Here is a 20,396-nt window from a genome sequence, read left to right on the forward strand (position 1 = left end):
TGAAAGTATTAATGTTTGGATGGGAATTTCCTCCCAAAATATATGGTGGTCTTGCCGTAGCTTCTTATGGTATAACAAAAGGACTAAGCTTGCAGGGCGATGTGGAAACTACTTTCTGTATGCCGAAACCTTGTGGTGAAGAGGAACAGTTCTTAAACATCATAGGAATGAACCAAGTGCCCATTGTGTGGCGCGATGTGAATTATGACTATCTCAAAGAGCGTTTGCCGTCTTATATGACGCCGGAACAATATTACGCTTTCCGTGACCATATTTACGCCGATTTTTCTTATATGCACGTCAATGATTTAGGTTGTATGGAATTTGGAGGTGGTTATCCGTCGAATCTGCACGAAGAAATCAATAACTTCTCCGTTATTGCCGGTGTAGTGGCACGCCAACAAGAATTTGATATTATCCATGCCCATGACTGGCTGACTTATCCAGCCGGTGTACATGCCAAGATGGTCAGTGGAAAACCTTTGTGTATTCATGTGCATGCCACTGACTTCGACCGTTCTCGCGGTAAAGTAAATCCTACGGTTTATGCTATGGAGAAGAATGGTATGGATCATGCGGATTGTATCATGTGTGTGTCTGAGTTGACTCGTCAGACTGTTATCCATCAGTATCATCAAGATCCGCGTAAGTGCTTTGCGATGCACAATGCGGTTTATCCATTGTCACAAGAATATCAGGATATTCCACGACCTGACCATTCAAAAGAAAAAGTTGTTACTTTCCTCGGGCGTATTACTATGCAGAAGGGACCCGAGTATTTTGTAGAAGCGGCAGCATTAGTGCTTAAACGTACTCGTAATATTCGTTTTGTGATGGCCGGATCGGGCGATATGCTCAATGCTATGATAAATATGGTGGCGGAACGTGGTATAGCAGACCGTTTCCATTTCCCGGGATTCCAGCGTGGACGTCAGGTTTATGAAACCTATAAACAAAGTGACGTGTTTGTGATGCCTTCGGTTTCCGAACCGTTTGGTATTGCTCCTCTTGAAGCTATGCAGTGTGGTACTCCTTCTATTATATCCAAGCAGTCCGGTTGTGGAGAAATCCTCACCAATGTGATAAAAACAGACTATTGGGATATACATGCAATGGCAGATGCCATCTATGCACTCTGTACTTATCCATCTCTCTTTAATTACCTGCAAGAAGAGGGTAAAAAGGAAGTGGATGGTATTACATGGGAAAAAGTCGGATTGCGTATCCGTGCTCTTTATGAGGAAGTATTAAAAAACTATGGTAAATAATAAAAATCACACTAGATATGAAAACAATCTGTCTTTACTTTGAGATACATCAAATTATCCATTTGAAACGCTATCGTTTCTTCGAGATAGGCACCGACCACTATTATTATGATGACTATGCCAACGAGCAAGCCATTAACGAAGTGGTTGAACGTTCGTATGTTCCTGCGCTGAATACGTTGATTGAAATGGCAAGAGCCAACGGGGGCGCATTCAAGGTGGCTATTTCCATTTCGGGAGTAGCATTGGAACAATTGGAAATTCATGCTCCGATAGTTATTGAACTGTTGCATCAGTTGAATGATACAGGTTGCTGTGAATTCCTTTGTGAACCTTATTCACATGGTCTTTCTTCATTGGCTAATGAAGATTGCTTCCGCGAAGAAGTGGAACGTATGCGTGTGAAGGTTAAGCAAATTTTCAACCAAACGCCGAAAGTGTTCCGTAACTCTAGTTTGATTTACTCAAACGAGATTGGTTCAATTGTAGCCGATATGGGCTTCAAGGGTATGTTGACTGAAGGTGCAAAGCATATTTTGGGTTGGAAGAGTTCTCATTATCTGTATCATTGTGCCATGAATCCGAACTTGAAGCTGTTGCTTCGTGATTTCAAACTGTCCGATGATATCAGTTTACGGTTCTCTAACTCTGATTGGAGCGAATATCCTTTGTTTGCAGATAAATATGTAGACTGGATTGCAGCATTGCCCGAAGAAGAACAAGTTATCAATATATTTATGGAACTTTCCGCTTTGGGTATGGCACAGTCATTGTCATCCAATATCTTGGAATTCCTGAAAGCATTGCCGATATGTGCGAAAGATAGAGGCATTACTTTCTCTACTCCAACAGAAATCGTTACCAAACTGAAATCTGTAGACCAGATAGACGTTCCTTATCCAATGTCATGGACAGATGAAGAACGCGATATCAGCCCATGGTTGGGTAATGTGATGCAACGTGAAGCATTCAATAAATTATATAGTGTGGCAGAACGTGTGCACTTGTGCAATGACCGTCGCATTAAGCAGGACTGGGATTATTTGCAGGCAAGTAACAACTTCCGTTTCATGACTAGCAAGAATACGGGCATTAATATCAACCGTGGTATTTATGATTCTCCGTACGATGCTTTCACCAACTATATGAATATATTGGGTGACTTTATCAGCCGTGTAAACTCGTTATATCCGGTTGATATGGATAATGAAGAGCTGAACTCATTGCTTACCACTATTAAGAACCAAGGCGAGGAACTGGTAGCATTGAACAAGGAAGTTGAAAGATTACAAGCTAAATTGGTAAAAGCTGAAGCAAAAATAGCTGCAGAAGCGGAAAAAGAACCAGCTAAGAAAACAGCTGCCAAGAAAACGGTTACTAAAAAGGAACCGGCTAAGAAAGCTACACCGAAGAAAGAAGGATAAGATATTGACTTATTTATTATTATGACAATAGCCCGTTTGCTTTTTGAAAGTAAACGGGCTTTTTATTTGGCTCGTGTTTTCCTTTTGCATACCTTTGCCGCACTATTATTAAAGTAATACCATATGAGAAGACAAATATCCAAATTGCAAATCATACGTTTCCGCCGATGGAGTAGAAAAGGGTATGCTATATTCTGCAGTTTGGGAAAGAGTGTGGTAATTGGCTATTTGAAAAAAGGAATCGTTGAAATTGCTTTAAAAAAGCAATCTAACGTGTGTGTCTTATCCACAGTAGGTCGTCAGGATAGAACTGATGAAAAAGAAGGGGAATCGCCTGATAGGGATGTGGCGGATAAGATACTTTCATTGATTATTTTGGAGATAATATCTTTAAATCGGTCACGTTGTGTGACTGGTGGTAAGTTATTGTTTTCTTATTTATATTATTTATATGGCCGGAAGAGCGTGCAATGCATTCTCTCTCCGGCCTTTTTATGTCATTAACAGTTAAAAACAATGCTGAACGAACTTAAAAACAAAGTATTAAATGGTGGGAAAATTACCGTTGAAGAGGCTGAATGGTTGGCTATAGAAGCTGATAAAGAGCAACTTTATGAGGCTGCCCATGTGATAACGCACGAAATGGCTTCGGATATTTTTAATATGTGCTCTATCATTAATGCCAAATCAGGCCGTTGCTCGGAGGACTGTAAATGGTGCGCGCAGTCGGCACACTATCAAACCGAAGCAGATGTCTATGATTTAGTGGACAAAAAGAGTTGTATGAGAGAAGCGCTATGCAACGAACTTTATGGCATAGATCGTTTATCATTGGTGACCAGTGGGCGGAAACCCGGTAAGAAAGATATGCAACAATTATGCGAGACGTTTAAATATATAGGTTCGTATTCTAGGATTAAGTTGTGTGCCTCATTGGGATTGCTTAATGAGGAAGAACTCCGCCGGTTGTATGAATCGGGAGTTACTCGTTATCATTGTAATCTGGAGACCGGAGCCTCATTTTTTCCTTCTCTTTGTTCCACCCATACCCAGCAAGAAAAGATAGATACCTTGCTTGCAGCGCGCCGGGTAGGAATGGAGGTGTGTAGTGGTGGTATTATCGGAATGGGTGAAACCGTTCAGCAACGTATTGAACTCGCTTTTGCTTTGCAGCAACTGGATATTCAGTCTATCCCCATTAATTTGCTTCAACCTATTCCGGGTACTCCTTTAGAGCACATGGCTCGTTTGACAGAAGATGAAATTCTGACCACGATTGCCTTGTTTCGCTTTATTAATCCTACGGCATATCTCCGTTTTGCAGGAGGATGTTCCTATCTGTCTAAGGAAGTCGTAAATAAAGCGTTGCACATAGGAATTAATGCATCGATTGTCGGAAGTTTACTGACCACACAGGGCTTAGACGTTTCGGATAGTGAAGAGGCGTTGGAAGACTCGGGTTATACCCATTGAGCTCCTGACATCGGGAGACCGAAGAAAAAAGAGATTAAATGAACAATATGGATAATTTTGATAAAGAGCATTTATGGCACCCTTATACATCAACCGCCAATCCGCTTCCCACTTATCTGGTGAAACGGGCAGAAGGAGTGTATATTGAGTTGGAGGACGGCAGAAGACTGATAGAAGGAATGTCCTCATGGTGGTGCATGGTACACGGATATAATCATCCGGTGTTGAATCGTGCAGCTCGTGAACAGATAGACCGGATGAGTCATGTGATGTTTGGTGGGCTGACACACGAACCGGCTATTGAGCTAGGTAAATTATTATTAAAGATTGTGCCGCCGCGTATGCAGAAGATTTTTTATGCCGATTCCGGTTCGGTGGCCGTGGAAGTGGCGTTGAAAATGGCTGTTCAGTATTGGTATGCACAAGGCAGAAAGAATAAAAATAACTTTGTTACGATACGTTCAGGTTATCATGGGGATACATGGAATGCCATGTCGGTGTGCGACCCGGTGACGGGTATGCATAGCATTTTCGGATCAGCATTGCCTATTCGCTATTTCGTGCCGTCTCCCTGTTCTTGTTTTGGTGGAGAATGGAGAGAAGAAGATATACTGCCTCTCAGAAAGGTTTTGGAAGAACATCACGAAGAACTGGCTGCATTGATTTTGGAACCTGTGGTGCAGGGAGCCGGAGGGATGCGTTTCTACCATCCTGAATATTTGCGACAGGCAGAGAAATTGTGTAAGGAATATCATTTATTATTGATATTTGATGAAATAGCGACCGGCTTCGGAAGAACCGGAAAACTCTTTGCATGGGAACACGCAAACGTGCAGCCTGATATCATGTGCATAGGAAAAGCTCTCACCGGAGGATATATGACTTTTTCGGCTGTGCTTACCAGTGATGAAGTAGCAGGTACTATATCAAACGGTTATCCGGGGGCATTTATGCATGGTCCCACGTTTATGGGAAATCCTTTGGCATGTGCTATTGCACGGGCTTCGGTAGAGCTGTTGCTATCCTGTGGATGGGAGCAAAAAGTAAAGGCAATAGAAGAGCAATTGAAACGAGAACTGTCGCCGGCCAAGAATTTGCAGCAAGTGGCGGATGTGCGTGTATTGGGAGCTATCGGGGTGATAGAGGTAAAAGAGCCTGTAGACATGGCTTACATGCAGAAGCGTTTTGTGGAAGAAGGAGTATGGGTACGTCCTTTTGGAAAATTGGTGTACATCATGCCGCCTTTTATCATTCAACCCGAAGAACTGAGCAGATTGACTCATGCATTGGTGAAGATAGTGGGAGAACTGTAACGTCTCTATGAAAGTGAAGAAATGATATAAGTATAGAAAATATGAGTTCATTTGAAGTTTTGGAACAGGAGCTTGTTTTGCTGGAGAGTAAGAACAATTTGCGCAGACTGCCTGCTACTCACCATTGTGGCAGGGAGGTGATAGTAGATGGTAACATAATGTTGAATCTATCTTCTAATGATTATTTGGGACTGACAACAGATGTTGCCTTGCGTGCTGAATTTCTGCAAACGCTTACTCCTGAAAGTTTTCTGCCTTCGGCTTCATCATCTCGCTTGCTGACCGGTAATTTTGATATATACACTCGTTTGGAGGAGGTCTTGGCCGGGCTTTTCGGGAAAGAGAGTGCATTGGTTTTTAATAGTGGTTACCACATGAATATAGGGATTTTGCCTGCTGTGAGTAATGCTCATACACTGATTCTTGCCGACAAACTGGTGCATGCCAGCATTATTGACGGCATTCGTCTGTCTGAAGCAAAATGTATTCGTTACCGACATAATAATTATGATCAACTGGAACAATTGTTATCTGTTCATCATGCCGGGTATGAGAAGATTATTGTGGTAACCGAGAGTATTTTCAGTATGGATGGTGATGAGGCTGATTTTAACCGTCTGGTGATGCTGAAACGTCAATATAATAATGTTTTGCTTTATGTAGACGAAGCACATGGCATCGGAGTAAGAGGTGAGCGTGGATTGGGGTGTGCTGAAGAACAAGGATGTATCGGAGAGATTGACTTTCTGTGTGGAACTTTTGGTAAGGCATTGGCTTCGGTTGGCGGATATATTGTATGTTCAAAAACGATACATGATTATTTGGTTAACAAGATGCGTACACTTATTTTCACGACAGCTCTTCCACCGGTCAATTTGATGTGGACGTGTTTCATTCTTGAACGCTTGGCGGAATTCCATGACAAGCGACAACATCTGCAACATATTTCTTGTCTGCTAAAAGAAGGATTGCTTGATGCCGGATATGAATGTCCCTCCACCAGTCATATTATTCCGCTGACCATAGGGGAGAGTGCTGCAACCATTTTAAAGGCTGAAGAGTTGCAGCGTAAAGGATTTTATGCCCTTCCGGTTCGTCCGCCTACAGTGCCCGAAGGCACTTCGCGCATTCGTTTTTCACTGACAGCAGCACTTACCGAGGACGAGGTAAAGAAGTTGATAACAAATATAAAAAAACAATGAAACAGTACTTTATAGAGCGACATTATTCTTCCTCGCTTACCGTCTTTTTTGCCGGTTGGGGAATGGATGAACATCCTTTTGAGGATTATCATCCGATAGGCAGTGACTTACTTGTATGTTATGACTATCGTTCACTTGACTTTGATTTCTCTTTGCTGAAGGGATATGAAGATATCCGTGTAGTAGGCTGGTCAATGGGAGTGTGGGCTGCTTCTCAAGTATTGAGTCATTTTCATCTTCCCATTTCAGAAAGTGTGGCTGTGAACGGAACTGTAACCCCTGTCGATGATTTACGAGGTATTCCTATTGCTATTTATGAAGGAACATTGAAAGGATTGAATGACATTACGTTGAAAAAGTTTTGTCGTCGTATGTGTGGTTCTGCTTCGCTCTTGGGTGATTTCCTTTCAAAAAGTCCCCATCGTTTCATTGAAGATGTGAAAGAAGAACTCTTTCTTATAGCAAGACAGGCAGAGAGTCTTGCACCTGCCCGATTTTTCTGGAGTAAAGCTGTGGTAGGAAAGGGGGATTTGATTTTTATTCCGGCTAACCAAAAGAATGCATGGAGTGAACTCGGAGTACAGATAGAGGAAGAAGACATCGCTCATTATTCTGATGTGTTTTTACGAAACATAGTGTGTGGATAATGCAATTCCGATAAGCATAACAATAAATGGATATGATAAACAAACAATTAATAACACGCCGATTTTCACGTGCCGTAGAAAGCTATAATCGTGAAGCCACGGCACAGAAACAGATAGCATATCGCATGAACGATATGTTGGCACACTATTTGCCTGCACGTCCCCGGCATGTGCTTGAGATAGGTAGTGGAACCGGGTTCCTGACTCGTCCGTTACTTCACACTTTTCACCCTGAAAAAATGATATTGAATGATATATGTCACGAGATGAGCACTTGTTTTGCCGACTTACTGTCCGGCAGGCAAGTAACTTTTATTCCCGGTGATGCAGAGCGACTCTCTTTTCCTTCGGGACAAGACCTGATTGTTTCTTGTTCTGCTATCCAGTGGTTTGTCTCTCCTGAACAATTTTTCGAACGTTGCAATGCCTTGTTGTCAAGCCGCGGATATTTCGCTTTCAGTACTTTCGGAAAAGAGAATTTGAGAGAGATAACTGCCTTGACCGGAAGCGGATTGCATTATTATTCTTTGGAGGAACTGAAAAACTCTTTGTCTATACATTATAATATAGTCAGTGCCGGTGAGGAGCATATTCGTCTGACATTCGATACTCCACTTAGTGTACTTTATCATCTGAAACATACGGGAGTGACTGCTGTCAGACAGCAGGCATGGACAAAAGGTGATTTGCAGAAGTTTTGCGATAAATACACACGGTTGTTTAGTTGTGGCAATGCTGTCACATTGACTTATCATCCTATTTATATCATAGCCCAAAAGAAACCGTAATATAGAAAAACAGATAAAACGATGAAAGAAAATGTATATTTTGTCAGCGGCATAGATACCAATATTGGAAAAAGTTATGCCACTGCTTATCTCGCACGTGTGTGGAAGGAGAAAGGAATAAATGTGATTACCCAGAAATTTATACAAACAGGTAATCCGGCCGGTTATTCTGAAGACATCGAGCTTCACCGCCGTCTGATGGGGATGGAATATTTGCCGGAAGATGAGCAGGGGTGGACAAAACCTGAGATATTCTCTTATCCGGCATCTCCCGATTTGGCATCACGCATAGACAAGCGTGCTGTGGACTTCAATAAGATTAATCATGCCACAAGCATACTGAGTGAACGTTTTGATGCCGTGTTGGTGGAAGGGGCAGGAGGGCTCATGGTTCCGCTTACACCAGACTATTTGACAATCGATTATATTCAACAGTCCGGTTATCCGTTGGTTTTTGTCACTTCGGGCCGTTTGGGGAGTGTAAACCATACACTGCTCAGCTTTGAAGCCATAGAGCGCAGAGGCATCAAGCTCCATACGGTAATGTATAATCTCTATCCGGAAGGAGAGGATAAAATAATACAGTTGGACACGGAGAACTATATACGACATTATATGGAAAAGCATTTTCCTGAAGCGGAATTTGTGAAAGTGCCTTGTCTGTAAACAAGATAAACGGTCTCTCTTTCTATAATCAATGAGAAAGAGGGCCGTCTCACGACGCTCCTCTTCGCAAACTTAAAACAACCAACAAAAGAAATAGATAATAGGGTGCTTATCTGATAAAAAGTAATTCTCTATATTTAGGTAATGTCCACATTTGATTATCCACTATAAGTTCCAGTTTGTCAATGTGATAACGTATATCCTCCAACATAGGGGAGATGTTGTTATGGTATGCTATTGCTTTTTCGCGTTCGTTTTCCAGTTTGTTAGCTATTTTACGAGCTTCTATCATTGCGTTTACGTGTTCTGTGATAAAGATTGTATGTTCTGCTATTTCCTCTATAAGTTTTATGTTCTCAGAAGATAACTTTTCGGCTTTCTCCATTGAGAAAAGCTCTTTCATTTTATATACATTATCAATCAATTTGCTCTGGTATTCGGTTGCCACAGGAATGATATGGTTCATGGCAAGGTCACCAAGCACGCGGGCTTCAATCTGGATTTTTTTTGTATACATTTCCCATTTTACTTCATTGCGGGCTTCGAGTTCCTTTCGGGTCATCACACCGGTTGCTTCGAACATGGCAATGCTTTCGGGCTTCAGATAGTTATCGAAGATAATCGGGCAGCTGGTTTCACAATCCAGACCACGACGTGCAGCTTCTATCTTCCATTCATCCGAATAACCGTTTCCATCAAAACGAATTGGTTTACATTCCTTGATGTATTGGCGAATAATTTCGATAATGGCAGAGATTTTCGGTTCACCCTTCTCAATCAGTCTGTCTACATCTTTTTTAAATTTCGCCAATTGGTCGGCTACGGCTGTGTTAAGGGCAATCATGGCACTGGCACAATTAGCTTCTGAACCAACGGCGCGAAACTCAAAACGGTTACCTGTGAAAGCGAAAGGCGACGTCCGATTTCGGTCAGTATTGTCAATCAGCAATTCGGGGATTTGTGGAATATCCAGTTTCATGCCTTGTTTGCCGCTTAATGAGAAAAGATCATCACTCGTGCTTTCTTCCAAATGGTTGAGTACTTGTGTGAGTTGTTTGCCGAGGAAAGAAGAAATGATGGCGGGAGGTGCTTCGTTGGCTCCCAAACGATGTGCGTTAGTTGCACTCATAATGGAAGCTTTCAGCAAACCGTTGTGATGATAAACAGCCATCAGTGTGTTTACTACAAAGGTGATAAACCGCAAGTTGTCTTCGGCTGTTTTGCCGGGAGCCATCAGCAGAACTCCGGTGTTGGTTCCGAGTGACCAGTTGTTGTGTTTGCCGGAACCGTTCACTCCCTTGAAAGGTTTTTCATGCAAAAGAAGGCGGAAACCGTGGTTGCGGGCGACTTTGCGCATCAATGACATGATGAGCATATTGTGATCTACGGCAAGATTACATTCTTCAAAGATGGGAGCCAGTTCAAACTGGTTGGGAGCCACTTCATTGTGACGTGTTTTCACAGGAATACCTAGTTCCAGCGCCTGGATTTCGAGGTCTTTCATAAAAGCGGCTACACGAGTAGGAATGGCTCCGAAGTAATGATCTTCCAGTTGTTGATTTTTGCTGGCTTCGTGCCCCATCAGAGTACGTCCGGTCAATAGCAGGTCAGGGCGTGCGGCATAAAGTCCTTCATCCACCAAGAAATACTCTTGTTCCCATCCCAGGTAGGCAACTACTTTTTTTACATCAGGATTAAAGTAGTGGCATACCTCTACGGCTGCTTTGTTTACGGCACTTAGGGCTTTTAATAGTGGAGCTTTATAATCAAGAGACTCACCGGTGTAGGCGATGAATACTGTGGGAATGCATAAGGTATCGTCCACTACGAATACAGGAGATGAAGGGTCCCAGGCACTATACCCGCGCGCTTCGAAAGTGTTACGGATTCCTCCGTTGGGAAAACTGGAAGCGTCGGGCTCTTGCTGAACAAGCAATTTACCCGAAAATTCTTCTATCATACCACCTTTACCGTCGTGTTCTACAAAGGCGTCATGTTTCTCGGCAGTTCCTTCGGTCAGTGGTTGGAACCAGTGGGTATAGTGGGTGACACCTAGTTCTGTTGCCCATTTCTTCATGCCTGTGGCCACTTCATTGGCAATACTCCGGTCGAGTGGGGCACCATTATCCATTGCATCCGTCAGTTTCGCATAAACGCTACTGGGCAGATACTTAAACATCTTTTCGCGATTGAATACATATTTGGCAAAGTATTCACTGGGCCTTTCTGCTGGAATCTCTACGGATATTGCTTTCTTTTTGAAAGCACTCTCTACTACTCGGAATCTTAATTTTGACATAATACCTAAATTTGTTTAGTTGTGAAATATATTAGAGTGAATAATCCTTTTATAATATGGCTTTTGTCCTATTGTTTAGGGTGTTCTCATACTTAGGGCAGAGAGAATCTGCTCTTATGAAACCTGTTTCGGAAGAAACAATATATTCATAATGCTTCTAACTTATCATATTCCGTATTATAGGGGTGATATCTTGTATTCACTGACGCGAATACGAAGAGTATTTGTATTTTGTATATAGCAATCTTTTTACCTATAAAAACTAATGCCTATGTATTGTGCTTTAATTCTTTTTCTATTACAGCGCCTCACATTCAGAGGCTTAATCCAAATACGAAGTAAGTACCTTCTGTTCTGGGATTCCACGTCAGCTTAGCGAAAACCGGAACAGAAAAGGATTGGGTTATCTTTAAGTCTTTACTAGCCTGAAGACTGATGTCACTTACGGCAAAGCCGTTTGAACCATTGCAATCCAGTTCTTCGGATGCATTGTAAAAATCATTAGCCCACGGAGTAGCGCCTATCTCGGCTGTCCAGTCCAGACCTCCCAATTTGAAAGGAGCGGCGATGGAAACATAAGAGGCGTAAGCTCTGTCACCATTTTTGTTTATACCGTCATAGCCGGCAAAGTTTGTATACCAATTGATGGCCAAAGGACCGAAATCATATCCCATTTGTGCTTCAAAGGTATGGTTTGTATGATTGGAACCATAATGGAAATATCCCGGTCCGCCGTCAAACCAATAGTCTGTGACCGAAATGCTGAATCCACCGGTAGTATATCCTAGTGTGAGGTCAAGTTCTTTTGTGTCTTTTCCTTCAAACCCTACAGTCCCCCATGCACTCAATGAGAATCCTTTATAGGATAGAGATAAAGTCGGCTGGATACTTATATTCCCTAAATCTTGTCCGCGCCATATATATCCGCTGACCAGGTCGGCACTGATGTCTGTTTCAATTTTCTCTTGTGCAATGCTGATTGTGGGGAGTGCTATTGTTATGCTCAATAGTAGCACTGCTCTTTTAAAGTTTTCTTTCATTACTCTTCACTTTTAAAGTTAATAACAGTAAGTATCCGTATCCTGTATTGTAGCTTGATTTATTATAATATCCATTTTCTGATTCTCTTCATGGCTTCTTCGCAGTCTTCCCGTTTGCCAAAGGCGGTGAGGCGAATGTATCCTTCTCCGCCGGGGCCAAACCCTACTCCCGGAGTACCTACCACATTGGCTTCATATAGCATCTGTTCAAAGAACTTCCATGAACTGATGCCTTTGGGTGTCTTTACCCATAGGTAGGGAGCGTCTTCTCCACCAAACACTTTCAGACCGGTGCTTTCCAGCCCCTCTTTCATTATTCGTGCATTGGCCATGTAATAGTTAATGGTAGCTTTGACTTGTTCCTTGCCTTCAGGAGTGAAGATTGCCTCAGCACCACGTTGGGTGATGTAAGAAGTCCCATTGAATTTTGTGCATTGACGACGATTCCACATTCTGTTAAGGGGAATGCGTTCACCGGTAAGCGTTGCGGCAGTCAGTTCTTTAGGCACAACGGTATATCCGCATCGCACTCCTGTAAATCCGGCTGTTTTCGAGAAACTGCGAAACTCTATAGCCACTTTCTTGGCCCCTTTTATTTCATAGATTGAATGTGGAATATCAGGGTTTTGGATATAGGCTTCATAGGCAGCGTCATATAGAATCAGCGTGTCGTTCTCCAAAGCATAATTCACCCATTTCTTCAGTTCGGCCTTACTGATGACTGTGCCGGTGGGGTTGTTCGGATAGCACAAATAGAGAATATCTATTCTTCTGTCAGGAATTTCAGGGATGAAATTGTTTTCGCTTAGACAAGGCAGATAAACCACATTGCTCCATTTGCCATCTTCTAAGGCGCCGGCTCTTCCGCACATCACGTTGGAGTCAATATAGACAGGATAGATGGGGTCTGTTACACCTATGCTGTTGTCATGCCGGAGGATATCACCTATATTGCCTGTATCACTTTTAGCACCATCACTGATAAATACTTCGCCGGGTTCCAAATGAACGCCTCGTGGGGTAAAATCATTTTTTATGATAGCTTCAATTAGGAAGTCGTACCCTTGCTCGGGGCCGTAACCGTGAAACGTTTCTTGATGTGCCAATTCATCGACAGCTTTGTGCATTGCTTCAATAGATGCTTTAGGCAATGGCCGGGTCACATCTCCAATTCCCAAGCGAATGATATCTGTTTTCGGATGGGAAACTTTAAATGCATTTACTTTTTTTGCTATGTCGGAAAACAAGTAATTGTTGGGGAGCTTCAAAAAATGTTCATTCACAAGTGCCATATTGGTTGTTTTATAGTTTGTTTAAATATTCCATTATCAATTTTCTCTTAAACTTCTATTTCACCATCGAATACTTTTATTGCAGGGCCTGTCATATACACATGTCCATTCGTTTCATCCCAATGTATACGGAGGTCTCCTCCGTCCATTCTGACTAAAGATTTTCGTCCGGCTTTATGGTTCAACACAGCAGCTACTGCGGTAGCACACGCACCAGTGCCGCAGGCCATTGTGATGCCCGAACCTCTTTCCCAAACTCTCATTCTAATCGAATGGTCGGGCAGAATTTCTGCAAATTCTACATTTGTGCGCTCCGGGAATAAAGGGCCATTTTCTAATAAAGGTCCAATCGACGGCAAATTTACATTTTTTATATCATCTACGAAAATAACCAAATGAGGATTTCCCATACAAACAAAAGTTCCTTTGTATTCTTTTCCGCCGGCATTGACAGGTTTTGCCAGCATCTTTCCATCTTGGGTCATAATCTGTTTGGGGTTGGAAAGAAGGGGAACTCCCATATCAACGGTAACTTCTTCAACCCGGTCTTTGTCAATGTGCAATTTCAACACCTTAATTCCCGATGCTGTTTTCAATGTTATTTCGGTCTTATTGGTCAACTTATTATCGTATACATATTTACCAATGCATCTGGAAGCATTTCCACACATCATAGCTTCCGAACCGTCCGCATTGAAAATCCGCATACTGAAATCCGCTTGATCTGCTTTGTCAATCAACACCAATCCGTCAGAACCGATGCCTGTATGATAATTACTCCATTTGATGGAAGCCTTTATCGGGTCTTTTATAGGATAAAGCAATGTATTTACATATATATAATCATTGCCGGCTCCTTGCATCTTAGTGAATTTAATTGTATTTGCCATTTTGTAGTTTGATTTGTTGGTATCTCTTTCTTTTGCTTTTAATTTTAGGCAAAGGTATATCTTTTTGTCTTTATATGTACTATTTGCCTTTCTATTTTCTTGTTTTCTTAATTGTATGTAGCAGATTGAAACAATATTCCCTGTTTATCGTTTTAATTTGTAATTAATCGTAGGGCTAAATAAGTAAACTGTAACACTGTTTATCCTTTAGGGTTTGAATATGAGAAGGTGATTATCCTAAATCTTTTTTTCGCATGAAAAATAATCCTTTTTCGAGCGAAGTGATTTAATCTTTTTGTACTTTTGCCGAAAATTTATAATATAAAAGAAAAAATCACATGGAGTCAGTCTTTATTACGACGCGTAAACAACGAGTTATCAGAGAAATGAGAGATTATATGATGATAGCTCTCGGTATGCTGATGTATAGTATCGGGTGGACCGTCTTTTTGTTGCCTAACGACATCACAACAGGTGGTGTGCCGGGTATTGCTTCTATTGTATATTGGGCAACCGGGGTGAATGTACAGTATACTTATTTTGCTATAAATGGTGCATTGTTGGTTGCCTCCTTGATTGTTTTGGGATGGAAGTTTAGTGTAAAGACAATTTTTGCCGTATTCACCATGACGACCATTCTTCCTATTATTCAGGGAGCAACGGCAGGGTTGCACTTATTGCATGACCAGCCATTTATGGCATGTGTTATCGGTGCTTCTTTCTGTGGTGGCGGTATTGGAGTGGCATTTTCGGCTAACGGCAGTTCCGGGGGAACGGATATTGTGGCTGCTATTATTAATAAATATCGGGATATTACCTTGGGACGCGTGATATTGATGACGGATATGGTGATTATCTCTTCCAGTTACCTTGTATTGCACGATTGGGAAAAGGTGGTATATGGTTTTGCTACCTTATATATATGTAGCTTTGTGCTTGACCAAGTGGTAAACAGTGCCCGTCAGTCTGTGCAGTTCTTTATCATCTCAAAGAAACATGAGGAAATAGGTCATCGCATCAATAAGGATTTGCACCGTGGAGTGACTTTCATTGATGGTGTCGGTTGCTATACAGGCACAGGCGTTAAAATGATGTTTGTGTTGGCAAAGAAACGTGAATCGACTACTATTTTCCGTTTGATTAAGGACATTGACCCGAATGCTTTTGTTTCACAGAGTGCTGTCATCGGTGTGTTTGGCGAAGGTTTTGATAGAATTAAAGTAAAATAATCAAGGAGATAGAGAGAATATAAGAACAAGGAAAAGGTGTCCGTATTGCGGATGCCTTTTTTTTGTGTCTTTACGGAAGAGTAAGCCGTTTCTTATGGTCAGCCAAGGCTTTTTAAACGGAAGATTATTACAGACTCCGGTAATAGACTGTACAGTCCACTATAGCAGACTGTACAGTCCACTGTAACGGACTATACAGTCCACTGCCGAAGACTGTAGTAATTCGACTGACAGACAGGCATAATCGAAAGGGCGAAAACGCTTAGCCCGGCTAATGGAATGAGTTGGGGGGAATATCTGTATTTCTTTTAATAACCTATAAGAGAGTGTAACGTGCTGAACTGTCATTATGATATTTTGTTAGCCTTGATATTGCGCTTTTAGTGGCTAAAATAAAACTATAAATTTATATCGAAATATATTTTGATATCAAAATGTTAGTTTATACCTTTGCTGTATGAAAAAGAAATAACATATTAAAACAACCTAATCATGGAAACAAAACTTACAGAAGAAACCCGTGTGGAAAGTGACTTAATCGGTGCTCGTGAAATTCCGGCTCATGCCTTGTATGGTGTGCAAACACTTAGAGGAATTGAAAATTTCCCTATCAGTAAATTCCACCTTAATGAATATCCGTTGTTTATCAACGGCCTTGCCATTACTAAGATGGCTGCTGCGATGGCCAACTATGAGTTGGGCCTGCTTACTAAGGAACAAAAAGACGCCATTGTACAGGCTTGTCAGGAAATCTTAAACGGTGAGCATCACGAACAGTTTCCTGTAGACATGATTCAAGGTGGCGCGGGTACGACAACCAATATGAATGCCAATGAAGTGATTGCCAATCGTGCATTGGAAATTATGGGACACAAGCGTGGAGAGTATCAATATTGTTCTCCCAATGACCATGTAAACTGTTCACAGTCTACCAATGACGCTTATCCTACTGCCATCCATATCGGTATGTATTATGAAAATCTTCGTTTTCTTCCTTATTTGGAATCTGTTATCGGAGCATTCCGTAAGAAAGGGGAAGAATTTGCACACGTCATTAAGATGGGACGTACACAACTGGAGGATGCCGTGCCTATGACTTTGGGGCAAACATTCAATGGTTTTGCAAGTATCTTGAAAGATGAAGTTCTGCACCTTAACCAAGCTGCCGAGGATTTCCTGACTGTTAATATGGGAGCTACTGCTATCGGTACGGGTATTTGTGCCGAACCGGGCTATGCAGAGAAATGCGTGGAGGCATTGAGCCAAATCACAGGATTTGACTTTAAACTGTCTGCCGACCTGGTCGGAGCGACTTCGGACACATCATGTCTGGTGGGTTATGCGTCAGCTTTGAAGAGAGTGGCCGTGAAAATGAATAAGATATGTAATGACCTGCGCTTGCTTGCCAGTGGTCCGCGTTGCGGATTGGGAGAAATCAATCTGCCGGCCATGCAACCGGGTTCTTCTATTATGCCGGGTAAGGTGAATCCGGTTATTCCCGAAGTAATGAATCAGATTTGCTATAAAGTAATCGGTAACGAATTGTGTGTAACCATGTCCGGTGAAGCAGCCCAGATGGAACTGAACGCAATGGAGCCGGTTATGGCCCAATGCTGCTTTGAATCTGTTGACTTGATGATAAACGGTATGGAGACATTGCGTACACGTTGCATCGAAGGTATCACTGCCAATGAAGAACATTGCAAAATGAATGTGCATAATAGTATTGGTGTAGTAACAGCCTTGAATCCTGTTATCGGTTATAAGAACTCAACGAAGATTGCCAAAGAAGCGATGGCAACAGGCAAGAGCGTTTATGACTTGGTGTTGGAACATGGAATTTTAAATAAAGAAGAGTTGGATACTATTCTGAGCCCTGAAAACATGTTGCATCCCGTGAAACTGGATATACAGGCAAGACGCTAATCAAGCATTGCTATTTTGAAGTATCATGTTGATTAAAAGAAAAAGGGTGTGTCAAAATGAAAACAAGCTATCATCTTGACACATCCCTTTTTTCATTCATATTGGCTTTTCTAGAACTTCCGATAGGTGAGTCGGGCATAGTCTGATTTCAGAACCATTTTGCTGCCGGTTGCTTTTTCCACTTCGAAATGTGTGACGGAGGTATTTAGCCCGAATCTGTTCAAGTCCTCTTCGGTAGCAGTTGCCTCCATATTAGTCTGATATTTAAATTCACCCATCACTACTCCATCGGTAGAGGAGAAGTGCCCCATCAATGTCAAAGGATTAGTGCCCTTATCCATCAGTTCTACTGTATGAAGCTGGATGCTGCAGTAGATACGTTCGCATTCTTTGATACTTCCGTCATTATATTCTATTGTCATTAATTGCCATCTTCCGTCCAATTTTCCGTTGATAGGCTTCTTGTCGCAACTGCATAATACACCGAGCAGTAAGCATAAACATAATATAATTTGTTTCATAGTCCTTATTTTATTAAGCCGGTTTTGCGGATGACAAGCATTCCGCCCGAATTGTTTCCTAGTAAATTACCTCTGTCCATAGCTCCTGACAGGCTGAAGCTCCATCCATCCCATTGGGCGGGTGAATAGGTGACTTCCAGCAGTGAACTGAATTGCTTCTTCATATCATCAAACGGATTGTCATACGTTCCCCAGTTTCTGGAGTAGGTGAGTAACAACCGATACGCCCACTCTTTACCCGGAGTGCCGCTAACGCCCAGATGATGTGCATTTATACGGTTGTTGGCAAACATTATTCTACCGTCTTTATTGTAGACAGGGCCGGTAAACAACGGATTTCCCATGGCCATGCCCCAGTGCTGCCATGCTTGATAAATATAGTGGTTGTAATAATTGTCCTTGGCACTGATTTGTTCAAATTTTCCCCGGAAACCTTCGTTGAAGATAGGCCCTGTCTGGTCTTTGCTGCCCATGCATTCGTATACAAAGGTATCAATGAACCGGTTTTTCGGAAGGGTGACTTCTACTCCCAATAGTCCGTCTTTCCAAGGGCCGTAACCAAAAAACATTTGCGATTCGTCCTCAAAGAAATGCTCATAGTATGCTTTGATTCTCCAATTCTGTACATAGCCGGTAAGTCCGATATTCCAACTGCCCACATGGTTGCCGTACTTGTTTATCTGCTCACCTTCCATGGCATTGTCACTTCCGCTCATCGGAATCAATACACGGATAAAGTCCATAAAATCTGACGGCATTGTCATAATGGGTTCTTTCTGCCCTTCTACATATTGTTTTCCGCCAAACTGGGCAGCCATTTGCAGACCTGCTTCAAGTTCCAATGGGAAGGATTTTTTCTTTCCTACTTTCATAAAGAAAGATTTGCTATGATAAAGCACATCCTTAGTGTATAAATTTCCGGAGCGGGCAAAGTCCTCTTGCCAATTATTGTCTGTGAAAGTTCCGTAAGCGAGATGACCTTTGATGTGTAGCCAGCGTTTGGTCCCGGGAACAGATATATATTGGGGAATCTCGATGCGTACTTGTGGTACAGGGCGGGCACTGTTTGATTCTACCAGTCCTCCGGTACTCAGTTTCGGGTTTCTCAATTCCGGTGTACGTTCTTTACTTCCGATACTGAGATTTAGCCACCGATAGCTCAGGTCGGCGTAGGCCTGCTGAACAACGAAAGAAGAAGTGTAGTTATAGGCGGTGGCTAAGTCTAGCCCTGCTTTCCATGTAAAATGCTTGCCAAATGCCTGTGAATGGAAAATGCCGGCACGCAGATATCCGTTCTCCGTTTTTATAGAGGATAACCCCTGCCGATTGGCCGTAAACCAAAATGGACTGTAGTCGCCGTCTCCTGCCACAATGCCTGTTTCCACTGAATAATGAGTGGTCGGAGTCGTGGTTTGTGCAGTAAGGGTATATAGAGGAACAGATGATAACAAGCCCTGTAATAAAAATAGCTGTATTTTCTTCATTTAGTTTTTAATTATGTTGTTTTTATGTTTTGTGGGAAATGGGTTAAGCATTTCCTGAGGCCGTGCTTCTTTTCTGAAGCCGTGCTCCCTTTCTGAAGCCGTGAATTCTTTCTAAAGGCGTGTCATGACTGAATCTTCGTTGTGATTGGATGGGGCGATGAGGCTTTGTGCCACTGTCAGGCCCAATATGACAAAACTGCCTAATGGTTTCATAAAAAGGGTAGATTACTATTTTGTTTCAAAAGTATATAAAAAAAACTATTTGGTAGAACAAAGCCAACTTAATTTTAGGCTTTATCATTTTTCATCCAACTTTTTTTGTAATTTTGCACAAAATCCGTAAAGAGAAGACACATGACGACAAATATAGAGATAGCTCGTAAAATAGCCGAAGTCAATTACCCGCTGAGCAGGGAGAGTGTGCACGCATTGGCTGAGATTGTGGTGTGTAAGAAGTATCGTAAAGGAGAAATTGTGTTGAAGGAGGGAGAAGTATGCAAGGCTATGTTGTTTATTGAAAAAGGATTGCTCAGACAGTTCTACTATAAATATGACAAAGACCTGACCGAACATATCGGCTATGAAAATGGAATGATTATTTGTATCGAGAGTTATTTCAAACAAGAACCTACACGCCTGATGGTGGAGACTTTGGAGTCTTCTGTAGTGTGGGAAATTCCTAAGAATCAGGTAGAAGAGCTTGCTTCTAAATATAATGATATCGAACAACTTTATCGCAAATTCATAGAGCACTCATTGATAGAGTCGCAGGTCAAAGCCGATACACTTCGATTTGAGCCGGCTCATGAACGGTATAATAAATTGCTTCGTCTGCATCCTGAGATATTGAAAAGAGCTCCGTTGGTGTACATTGCCTCTTTATTGCAAATGACGCCCGAAACACTGAGCCGTGTCCGTTCGTCATTGCTTTAAT

General features: G+C 42.0%; 18 protein-coding genes. 12 read left to right on the forward strand and 6 right to left on the reverse strand.

The genetic code is table 11. The features are described 5' to 3' along the window. The 9 genes from QYT14_RS14410 to bioD all read left to right on the forward strand — a co-directional run. The coding region (locus QYT14_RS14410) for a glycosyltransferase (protein ID WP_289826377.1) at nt 1–1,268 on the forward strand (1,268 nt) is incomplete at its 5' end. 17 nt (nt 1,269–1,285) lie between these two features. Continuing rightward, nucleotides 1,286–2,692: an alpha-amylase gene (locus tag QYT14_RS14415; RefSeq protein ID WP_288324867.1), complete on the forward strand. Its 1,407-nt coding sequence runs from the start codon at nt 1,286–1,288 to the stop codon at nt 2,690–2,692. A 213-nt stretch (nt 2,693–2,905) separates the two neighbouring features. Further along, on the forward strand, nt 2,906–3,196 hold the full coding sequence (locus QYT14_RS14420) for a hypothetical protein (RefSeq protein ID WP_288324868.1): 291 nt from the start codon (nt 2,906–2,908) through the stop codon (nt 3,194–3,196). A 12-nt stretch (nt 3,197–3,208) separates the two neighbouring features. Further along, nucleotides 3,209–4,165, forward strand: coding sequence for a biotin synthase BioB (bioB, locus tag QYT14_RS14425; protein WP_237038531.1), 957 nt, complete (start codon nt 3,209–3,211; stop codon nt 4,163–4,165). A 47-nt stretch (nt 4,166–4,212) separates the two neighbouring features. After that, complete coding sequence (gene bioA / locus QYT14_RS14430; RefSeq protein ID WP_288324869.1) at nt 4,213–5,478, forward strand: adenosylmethionine--8-amino-7-oxononanoate transaminase; 1,266 nt, start codon at nt 4,213–4,215, stop codon at nt 5,476–5,478. Between the two features lie 41 nt (nt 5,479–5,519). Continuing rightward, nucleotides 5,520–6,680 carry an 8-amino-7-oxononanoate synthase gene (locus QYT14_RS14435; RefSeq protein ID WP_288324870.1) on the forward strand — a complete coding sequence of 387 codons (1,161 nt, stop codon included), beginning with the start codon at nt 5,520–5,522 and terminating at the stop codon, nt 6,678–6,680. After that, nucleotides 6,677–7,327 (forward strand): pimeloyl-ACP methyl esterase BioG family protein, encoded by a 651-nt coding sequence (locus QYT14_RS14440; protein ID WP_288324871.1) that lies wholly within the window; start codon nt 6,677–6,679, stop codon nt 7,325–7,327. Before QYT14_RS14435 ends, QYT14_RS14440 begins: the two co-directional genes overlap by 4 nt. 32 nt (nt 7,328–7,359) lie before the next feature. Then, a complete protein-coding gene (bioC, locus tag QYT14_RS14445) occupies nt 7,360–8,115 on the forward strand; it encodes a malonyl-ACP O-methyltransferase BioC (RefSeq protein ID WP_288324872.1) in 756 nt (251 codons plus the stop codon). A 21-nt stretch (nt 8,116–8,136) separates the two neighbouring features. Beyond that, complete coding sequence (gene bioD / locus QYT14_RS14450; RefSeq protein ID WP_288324873.1) at nt 8,137–8,781, forward strand: dethiobiotin synthase; 645 nt, start codon at nt 8,137–8,139, stop codon at nt 8,779–8,781. Between the two features lie 109 nt (nt 8,782–8,890). Here the strand turns inward: bioD and QYT14_RS14455 are convergent, their stop codons facing one another. The 4 genes from QYT14_RS14455 to dapF form a co-directional block, all read right to left on the reverse strand. After that, nucleotides 8,891–11,080, reverse strand: coding sequence for a glutamine synthetase III (locus QYT14_RS14455; RefSeq protein ID WP_288324874.1), 2,190 nt, complete (start codon nt 11,078–11,080; stop codon nt 8,891–8,893). A 314-nt stretch (nt 11,081–11,394) separates the two neighbouring features. After that, entirely contained in the window at nt 11,395–12,120 is a 726-nt protein-coding gene (locus tag QYT14_RS14460) for a hypothetical protein (protein WP_288324875.1), read from the reverse strand. Nucleotides 12,121–12,182: 62 nt separating this feature from the next. After that, the gene (locus tag QYT14_RS14465) at nt 12,183–13,412 is read right to left on the reverse strand and encodes an LL-diaminopimelate aminotransferase (RefSeq protein WP_237038521.1); all 1,230 of its coding nucleotides are present in this window, start codon (nt 13,410–13,412) and stop codon (nt 12,183–12,185) included. Between the two features lie 47 nt (nt 13,413–13,459). Beyond that, nucleotides 13,460–14,302, reverse strand: coding sequence for a diaminopimelate epimerase (dapF, locus tag QYT14_RS14470; RefSeq protein WP_237038520.1), 843 nt, complete (start codon nt 14,300–14,302; stop codon nt 13,460–13,462). A 338-nt stretch (nt 14,303–14,640) separates the two neighbouring features. Here dapF and QYT14_RS14475 point away from each other — a divergent pair, with 338 nt between their 5' ends. Continuing rightward, nucleotides 14,641–15,531, forward strand: coding sequence for a YitT family protein (locus tag QYT14_RS14475; protein ID WP_237038519.1), 891 nt, complete (start codon nt 14,641–14,643; stop codon nt 15,529–15,531). A 492-nt stretch (nt 15,532–16,023) separates the two neighbouring features. Then, nucleotides 16,024–17,457 carry an aspartate ammonia-lyase gene (locus QYT14_RS14480; RefSeq protein ID WP_237038518.1) on the forward strand — a complete coding sequence of 478 codons (1,434 nt, stop codon included), beginning with the start codon at nt 16,024–16,026 and terminating at the stop codon, nt 17,455–17,457. A gap of 110 nt (nt 17,458–17,567) precedes the next feature. Here the strand turns inward: QYT14_RS14480 and QYT14_RS14485 are convergent, their stop codons facing one another. Together QYT14_RS14485 and QYT14_RS14490 are read right to left on the reverse strand one after the other, a co-directional pair. Further along, nucleotides 17,568–17,978 (reverse strand): lipocalin-like domain-containing protein, encoded by a 411-nt coding sequence (locus QYT14_RS14485; protein ID WP_237038517.1) that lies wholly within the window; start codon nt 17,976–17,978, stop codon nt 17,568–17,570. 5 nt (nt 17,979–17,983) lie between these two features. After that, nucleotides 17,984–19,462 (reverse strand): capsule assembly Wzi family protein, encoded by a 1,479-nt coding sequence (locus tag QYT14_RS14490; RefSeq protein ID WP_288324877.1) that lies wholly within the window; start codon nt 19,460–19,462, stop codon nt 17,984–17,986. Between the two features lie 354 nt (nt 19,463–19,816). Here QYT14_RS14490 and QYT14_RS14495 point away from each other — a divergent pair, with 354 nt between their 5' ends. Further along, nucleotides 19,817–20,395 (forward strand): Crp/Fnr family transcriptional regulator, encoded by a 579-nt coding sequence (locus QYT14_RS14495; protein ID WP_237038515.1) that lies wholly within the window; start codon nt 19,817–19,819, stop codon nt 20,393–20,395. Nucleotide 20,396: the final 1 nt, after the last annotated feature.

It is taken from the genome of uncultured Phocaeicola sp., from assembly GCF_948499155.1.
Classification (GTDB): Bacteria; Bacteroidota; Bacteroidia; order Bacteroidales; family Bacteroidaceae; genus Phocaeicola; species Phocaeicola faecalis.

Coding starts and splice junctions, on each gene's coding strand:
- QYT14_RS14440 (WP_288324871.1), top strand. CDS start 6,677: ATGAAACAGTACTTTATAGAGCGACATTATTCTTCCTCGCTTACCGTC.
- bioB (WP_237038531.1), top strand. CDS start 3,209: ATGCTGAACGAACTTAAAAACAAAGTATTAAATGGTGGGAAAATTACC.
- QYT14_RS14415 (WP_288324867.1), top strand. CDS start 1,286: ATGAAAACAATCTGTCTTTACTTTGAGATACATCAAATTATCCATTTG.
- QYT14_RS14490 (WP_288324877.1), bottom strand. CDS start 19,462: ATGAAGAAAATACAGCTATTTTTATTACAGGGCTTGTTATCATCTGTT.
- QYT14_RS14455 (WP_288324874.1), bottom strand. CDS start 11,080: ATGTCAAAATTAAGATTCCGAGTAGTAGAGAGTGCTTTCAAAAAGAAA.
- dapF (WP_237038520.1), bottom strand. CDS start 14,302: ATGGCAAATACAATTAAATTCACTAAGATGCAAGGAGCCGGCAATGAT.
- QYT14_RS14460 (WP_288324875.1), bottom strand. CDS start 12,120: ATGAAAGAAAACTTTAAAAGAGCAGTGCTACTATTGAGCATAACAATA.
- bioC (WP_288324872.1), top strand. CDS start 7,360: ATGATAAACAAACAATTAATAACACGCCGATTTTCACGTGCCGTAGAA.
- QYT14_RS14465 (WP_237038521.1), bottom strand. CDS start 13,412: ATGGCACTTGTGAATGAACATTTTTTGAAGCTCCCCAACAATTACTTG.
- QYT14_RS14495 (WP_237038515.1), top strand. CDS start 19,817: ATGACGACAAATATAGAGATAGCTCGTAAAATAGCCGAAGTCAATTAC.
- bioA (WP_288324869.1), top strand. CDS start 4,213: ATGGATAATTTTGATAAAGAGCATTTATGGCACCCTTATACATCAACC.
- QYT14_RS14435 (WP_288324870.1), top strand. CDS start 5,520: ATGAGTTCATTTGAAGTTTTGGAACAGGAGCTTGTTTTGCTGGAGAGT.
- QYT14_RS14485 (WP_237038517.1), bottom strand. CDS start 17,978: ATGAAACAAATTATATTATGTTTATGCTTACTGCTCGGTGTATTATGC.
- QYT14_RS14480 (WP_237038518.1), top strand. CDS start 16,024: ATGGAAACAAAACTTACAGAAGAAACCCGTGTGGAAAGTGACTTAATC.
- QYT14_RS14475 (WP_237038519.1), top strand. CDS start 14,641: ATGGAGTCAGTCTTTATTACGACGCGTAAACAACGAGTTATCAGAGAA.
- bioD (WP_288324873.1), top strand. CDS start 8,137: ATGAAAGAAAATGTATATTTTGTCAGCGGCATAGATACCAATATTGGA.